The following is a 5,799-nucleotide window of genomic DNA, read 5'->3' on the forward strand; positions in this document are numbered from 1 at the left end:
GGTGGTGGCGGGCGGCAGCGGCATGGGGGCGGGGGCGGCCAAGCGGCTGGCGGCGGACGGCTTCAAGATTGCCATTCTTTCCTCTTCGGGCAAGGGCGAGGCGCTGGCCAAGGAGCTTGGCGGGCTCGGCGTCACCGGCTCCAACCAGTCGAACGACGATCTGCACCGCCTCGTCGACCTGACGCTGGAGCGCTATGGCCGCATCGACGTGCTGGTCAACAGCGGCGGCCACGGGCCGCGTGCGCCGATCCTCGAGATCACCGACGAGCAATGGCACACCGGCATGGACGTCTACCTCCTCAACGTCATCCGGCCGGTGCGCATCGTGGCGCCCCAGATGGTCAAGCAGAAGGGTGGGGCCATCATCAACATCTCGACGGCCTGGGTGGTCGAGCCGAGCCCGATGTTCCCGACGTCCGCCGTGTTCCGAGCCGGCGTTGCCGCCTACACCAAGATCTTCGCCAACACCTATGCCGCCGACAATGTGCGCATGAACAATGTGCTGCCCGGCTGGATCGACAGCCTGCCGGCCACCGAAGAACGCCGCGACTCGGTGCCGATGCAGCGCTACGGGACTTCGGAAGAGGTCGCCGCGACCATCGCCTTCCTGGCGTCGGAGGGCGCCGGCTACATCACCGGCCAGAACATCCGGGTCGACGGCGGCATTATACGCGCTATTTGAGGGCGTCGGCCGGGAGGGGATTCCGGCATCTCACCCCAAGGAGCAAATAATGCGGCTTTTGATACTCGGCACCGGCTGGATGGCGCAGGAACATGCCCGGCGCTTCAGCGCCATCGAGGGCGTCGACATTGTCGGCGCAGTCGATGTCGATCCGGCGCGGGTTGGCGAGTTCGCCGACAGCTTTGACATTCCCAACCGCTTTACCGCGCTGGAGGAGGCGCTGGCATGGGGCGAGTTCGACGCGGTGGCCAATGTCACGCCCGACCGCATCCACCACCCGACCACCATGGCGCTGATCGCCGCCGGCAAGCCGGTGCTGTGCGAAAAGCCGCTGGCCGAAAACTTCGGCAAGGCGACCGAGATGGCCGATGCCGCCGAGGCTGCCGGCATCGTCAACATGGTGAACCTCACCTATCGCAATGTGGCCGCGCTGCAGAAAGCGCGCCAGATGGTGCAAGCGGGCGAGATCGGCACCGTCAGGCATGTCGAGGCGTCCTATCTGCAGAGCTGGCTGGTGTCGAAATTCTGGGGCGACTGGCGCACCGATCCGAAATGGCTGTGGCGGCTGTCGCGCGGCCACGGTTCCAATGGCGTGCTCGGCGATGTCGGCATCCACATCCTCGATTTCGCCAGCTATGGCGCAGCCGTCGACATCGACCATGTATTCTGCCGGCTGCGCGCCTTCGACAAGGCGCCCGGCAACCGCATCGGCGACTACGGACTCGACGCCAATGACAGCTTCGCCATGACGCTGGATTTTTCCAACGGCGCCTTCGGCGTGGTGCATGCCAGCCGCTGGGCAACAGGCCATCTCAACGAACTGCGTCTGCGCATCTATGGCGAGAAGGGCGGCATCGAAGTGGTGCACAATCTCGACGGTTCGACGCTCAAGGCATGCGTGGGGGAGAATGTCGAGAACGCCATATGGGAAGAGCGCGACCCCGGCACGGTGGAGACCAACTACCAGCGTTTCACTGACGCGGTGCGCACGGGCGTGCAGGCCGAACCGTCCTTCCGCCATGCGGCCGAATTGCAGAAGGTGCTGGATCTGGCCGTGGTGTCGGACGAGAAGCGGGCGGAGCTGAGAGCGAACGCGGAAACGCGGTGAGGGCTCGCACCTCGCGCCCATACCGCAGTAGCTGGAAGGGGCCGAGTTCTGTCAGACTCCCCTCTGCCCTGCCGGCCATCTCCCTCGCAAGGGGGGAGATCGGCAGCTTCAATTGCTGCTCCTGGTAAGTCATCAGTGCCCGCCTCCTGATCCGTGTCAGGTGGCTTCAGGGGCCGGTCACGAGCGAAAAAACCAGTTTCTGCAAATTCCCGCCATTGCCGAATTCGATACGGTCGAAGTCGCGGCTTGCCTGCACCCGCGCCTTCGAGATCGCGTCGAGCCGCTTGACCACCTCGGCCCTGGTCTTGCTGCATTCGGGATCGTCGGCGACGGTCAGGCCGTCCGTCGCGGCTTGGATGTCGTGGACCATCTGGACCATGCTGGCGCCATGCACCTTCTCATGGGCGGCGACGCCGGCGATGAAGGTGTCCCAGTTCTTCTGGACGGCCGGCGGCAGGGAGCGGGAGGGTTTCGGCAAAGTGTAGGTGACGATCAGCTTCGGCCGCCCGGCCGTCAGCACGCAGTCCTTGCCGCTGGGCTTGTAATCCCTTAGCCCCCAGGTCAGCTTGAAATTGGTGTAGGCGATGGCGCGGGCAATGCCGAGCTTTGGCCCTTTCTCGCCGATCGAGCGGTAGAGTTCGGCGCCGGACTGGCCCGAGATCGCGTAGGGCTCGATCTTCTCGACCGGCTTCCACTCGGCATGAGCGGTGAGCGGCAAGGCCAGCAGGGCGGCAAAGGACAGACACAGGCGAATGCAGGCTCTCAATCCAACTCTCCGCGAAACAGGACCGGCTGCCGCAAGGGGCAATGCCATCGGATCGCTTTTTCCTATATGCTGGCGACGGGCGCTGCAAATGCCCTGAAGGCAGTCAATTGGGGGAGCCATGAGAGTTGCACATCTCGTCGTCGCCGGTGCGGTAGCGGTCCTGCAGGCCGCGCAACCGGCGTTTGCCGCGTCGTGCGGCGGCTGGAGCGCCAGGATGGAGGAAGACGAGGGCGGCAGCGTGCTGACGGCCTCGGTCTGCGGCGGGCCGAAAGGCGATGCGTATCTGATGCTGACCTGTTTCGACACGCCGGTGCTGAGCTACGATCTCGGCGCCAACGGCCAGCAATTGGAGCCTGGCATCAGCGGTTCGTTCGCGTTCAAGGCCGACGGCAAGACGGTAACTAAGGCGCTGCAGCTGGAGGCCATGTACAACTACTTCGTGGTCAACCTGGCGAAAGCCGATCCGCTGCTCGACCTGTTGCGCGGCAAGGGCGATGTGTCGGTCAGTTCAGCCAAATATGGCGAGATCAGCTTTCCGCTGAAGGGTTCAAGCGCGGCCATCGGCAAGGTGCTGGCGCAGTGCGGCAAGGCCCAGCCCGCCGATGGGGATTGAGGACTTCGTCATCCGAGGGCCTCCGAGACGGAGCTGCGCTCCTGCTTCGCCCTAGGATTGTTTGAGCAGGATCAGGTAGTTTGGCGGCCGGGACTGCGGCCCATCACCCCACCCAGTCGTACCGTCGCGGCCATCAGTTCCTCGTCCGAAAACCCGGAAAAACCCAGCACCAGGCCTTGCCGGGACGCCCCGCCGATGAACATCGAGGACAAGGCCCTGGCGCCGACACCTGCCGCCTTCGCCGCCTCGACGATCGCCGTGTCCGGCCCGGCGTGCTTCAGCGTCGCCATCAAGTGCAGCCCCTGTTCGGGCACGGTTACTTCGAGGGCATCGCCGCAATGCGTCTCGAGGCCGGCGACCAGCACGTCGCGCGCGGCTTGCACCCGGCGGCGCACGCGCCTGAGATGCGCGGCGAAATGGCCCTCGTTCAACAGGTCGGTCAGCGCGCCTTCGGCCAACGTCGAGGGGAAGCGGTCGGAGCGCGCCCTGACCGCCATGACGGCATCGAGCAGCGCTTCGGGCACCACGACATAGCCGATGCGCAGGCCGGGGAAGAGGATTTTCGAGAAGGTGCCGAGATAGGCGACACGGCCCGAGCCGTCCATGCCCTGCAGCGAGGTCAGCGGCGGGCCGGCATAGCGGAACTCGCTGTCGTAGTCGTCCTCGATGATCCAGGCATCGTTGCGCCGCGCCCAGTCGAGCAAAGCGAGACGGCGGCGCATCGTCATCGTCACGCCGAGCGGATATTGATGCGAGGGCGTGACATAGGCCGCGCGCGCCTTGGAGCACAGGCTTTCGCCGATCTCGGGATCGAGCCCTTCCGCGTCGACGGGTACGCCAAAAACCCTGGCCCCGCTGCCGGCCAGCACGGCGTGCGCCATGGGATAGCAGGGGTTTTCGATCCAGACGGCATCGCCGGGACGAAGTGCTGCACGCACCAGGAGATCGAGCCCCTGCTGTGTGCCCGACGTCAGCACGATCTGGCCGGCGTCGCAGCGCACGCCGCGTGCGGTCCTGAGATAGGTGGCAATTGCCGTGCGCAGCGGCAGGCCGCCGCGCGGATCGCCATAGCGGAAATGCTCCGATCCGGGGCGGGTGAGGTGGCGCGACAGAAGGATGCGAAACATATCAAGCGTGCGCGGATCGGAGACCGCAACGCCAAGGCCGCAAGGTAGCGACGCCGCGACCTCGATCTCCGCTGGACGCGGCTTGATCAGCGTCAGCGGCAGATGCGGCACATCAGGCGCGACGAAGGTGCCGGCGCCGACCTTGGCGACCGCAAACCCCTCCGAGATCAGCATTTCGAAACAGGTAACCGCCGCCGAACGCGACAGGCCGAAGCGCTGTGCGAGATCCCGGGTGGTCGGCAGTTTCGCCCCGGCGGCCAGCGCGCCGGTCTCGATCAGCCGCCTGAGCGCCGCATAGAGCTCGCGGCTGCGCGGGCCGTCGCCCGGCAGGACCGGGATCAGCGCCGACCAATCCGGAAAATTGGTCTGGTTTTTCTTCATGGGATTGGTTCTTTTATCGACCAATGTCATGGCGCATGGTTGGCAGACGACAACCAAGGATGCAAGCCGTGAACGACACGCCAGCCAGTTTTCCGACCACCAGCCGCAACCGCGTCAAGCGCCTGCACGAGCGCGGCAGCTACGACCATGCGGCAGTCTTCGCGGTGCTGGATGCCGGGCTGCTGTGCCATGTCGCCTATACGTTCGACGGCCAGCCCTATTGCACGCCGACCATCCACTGGCGCGAGGACGACATGCTGTACTGGCACGGCTCGTCGGCCAGCCGCATGCTGCGCAATCTGCGCGGCGGCACGCCGGCCTGTCTCACGGTGTCGCATCTCGACGGGCTGGTGCTGGCGCGCTCGGGCTTCAACCATTCGGCCAACTATCGCTCGGCGATGTGTTTCGGCACGGCGCGAATCGTCGACGAGCCGCAGGAGAAACTGAAGGCGCTGGCCGGCGTCGTCGACCGTTTCTATCCCGGCCGGAGCGAGACCCTGAGGCCGATCTCGGCGCAGGAGGCCAAGGCGACGACGGTGATCGGCATGCGTATTGAAGAGGCATCGGCGAAGGTGCGCGCCAAGGGCGTCGGCGACGACGAGGAGGATTACGGGCATCCGGTTTGGGCCGGCGTCATCCCGGTGCGGATGGTGGTCGGCGCCGCCGAGCCGTGTCCGAGGCTGATGCCTGACATGGAGCGGCCACGGAACCTGGCTGGATATGCCGAGGGCGCGCGGCTCGATGAGGCGCTGACGCAGGCGCAGCGGGTTTATGAGGGCGAAGTTTAGCCCGCGCCTAGTGGGAACGTATTCAAATCTTGCCGCTGCCGCCGCCTCGCGATATCTCGACACCATGATCACCTTCCGCCGTGCGCAAGCCTCCGACCTGCCTGATATCGTGGCCATGCTGGCCGACGACCCGCTTGGCGCCGGCCGCGAGGACGCTTCCTTGCCGCTGGCGCAAGGTTATGTCGACGCTTTCAACGCCATCGACGCCGATCCCAAGCAGCTGCTGGCGGTGGCCGTGGATGGCGGCGAGGTGGTCGGCACCTTGCAGATATCTTTCCTTGCCGGGCTCTCGCGCAAGGGCGCGTGGCGCGGCCAGATCGAGGCGGTTCGGGTC

Annotated in this window: 6 protein-coding genes and 1 pseudogene; 5 read left to right on the forward strand and 2 right to left on the reverse strand. The window is 65.7% G+C overall.

All coding sequences use genetic code 11. The features are described 5' to 3' along the window. Position 1 precedes the first annotated feature (1 nt). Both EN925_RS20390 and EN925_RS20395 read left to right on the forward strand, forming a co-directional pair. Positions 2-682 carry an SDR family oxidoreductase gene (locus EN925_RS20390; RefSeq protein ID WP_128336858.1) on the forward strand — a complete coding sequence of 227 codons (681 nt, stop codon included), beginning with the start codon at positions 2-4 and terminating at the stop codon, positions 680-682. A gap of 49 nt (positions 683-731) precedes the next feature. Beyond that, positions 732-1,790 carry a Gfo/Idh/MocA family oxidoreductase gene (locus EN925_RS20395; RefSeq protein WP_127366159.1) on the forward strand — a complete coding sequence of 353 codons (1,059 nt, stop codon included), beginning with the start codon at positions 732-734 and terminating at the stop codon, positions 1,788-1,790. 166 nt (positions 1,791-1,956) lie between these two features. On the opposite strand, the gene EN925_RS20400 is transcribed toward EN925_RS20395, so the two are convergent. Then, entirely contained in the window at positions 1,957-2,556 is a 600-nt protein-coding gene (locus tag EN925_RS20400; RefSeq protein ID WP_027160753.1) for a DUF922 domain-containing protein, read from the reverse strand. Between the two features lie 118 nt (positions 2,557-2,674). Between EN925_RS20400 and EN925_RS20405 the strand changes: the two genes are divergently transcribed. Continuing rightward, the gene (locus tag EN925_RS20405; RefSeq protein ID WP_244506842.1) at positions 2,675-3,169 is read left to right on the forward strand and encodes a hypothetical protein; all 495 of its coding nucleotides are present in this window, start codon (positions 2,675-2,677) and stop codon (positions 3,167-3,169) included. 71 nt (positions 3,170-3,240) lie between these two features. On the opposite strand, the gene EN925_RS20410 is transcribed toward EN925_RS20405, so the two are convergent. Continuing rightward, positions 3,241-4,677: a PLP-dependent aminotransferase family protein gene (locus EN925_RS20410; RefSeq protein ID WP_127384749.1), complete on the reverse strand. Its 1,437-nt coding sequence runs from the start codon at positions 4,675-4,677 to the stop codon at positions 3,241-3,243. A 35-nt stretch (positions 4,678-4,712) separates the two neighbouring features. Here EN925_RS20410 and EN925_RS20415 point away from each other — a divergent pair, with 35 nt between their 5' ends. Then, positions 4,713-5,465 carry a pyridoxamine 5'-phosphate oxidase family protein gene (locus tag EN925_RS20415; protein ID WP_063168570.1) on the forward strand — a complete coding sequence of 251 codons (753 nt, stop codon included), beginning with the start codon at positions 4,713-4,715 and terminating at the stop codon, positions 5,463-5,465. A 64-nt stretch (positions 5,466-5,529) separates the two neighbouring features. Then, a pseudogene (locus EN925_RS20420) lies at positions 5,530-5,799 on the forward strand (GNAT family N-acetyltransferase); the annotation flags it as partial.

Source organism: Mesorhizobium sp. M7A.F.Ca.US.006.04.2.1 (assembly GCF_004022915.1).
GTDB classification, from domain to species: domain Bacteria; phylum Pseudomonadota; class Alphaproteobacteria; order Rhizobiales; family Rhizobiaceae; genus Mesorhizobium; species Mesorhizobium ciceri.